This window comes from Pseudoalteromonas sp. SG43-1 (assembly GCF_014164415.1).
Classification (GTDB): domain Bacteria; phylum Pseudomonadota; class Gammaproteobacteria; order Enterobacterales; family Alteromonadaceae; genus Pseudoalteromonas; species Pseudoalteromonas distincta.
Window position 1 is genome coordinate 1 of record NZ_JACJFD010000086.1, and the last position, 327, is coordinate 327.

General features: G+C 44.0%; 1 protein-coding gene. It reads left to right on the forward strand.

Features of this window, described 5'->3' with window-relative positions; genetic code table 11:
* A partial coding sequence (locus H5159_RS21275; RefSeq protein WP_182780976.1) for a hypothetical protein occupies positions 1 to 327 on the forward strand: 327 nt, incomplete at both ends.

Genomic DNA, 327 nt, shown 5'->3' on the forward strand with positions numbered 1-327 from the left:
AATACAGCAACCGCTACAGACACCGCCATTCACGATAAAACAGCCGTAACCAGCATTGATGTTGCAACAGGTGATGACGCTGTTATTAATACTGCAGAGCAAAGTAATGTAGTCGTAAGCGGTGTAATAGATGAAGCCGATGCAAATCAAACAGCCACCGTGGTATTTACCGATAAAGACGGTAAGAAAGTCACGGTCGAAAACGTCGCGATTAATGCAGCCGGTGAGTGGGCAATAAATGCCACTAATATTTCAGGCCTTGCTGATGGTGAAATTACAGCAAGTGTTAGCGCACTAGATGTTGAAGGTAATTTAGCCACAAACGAA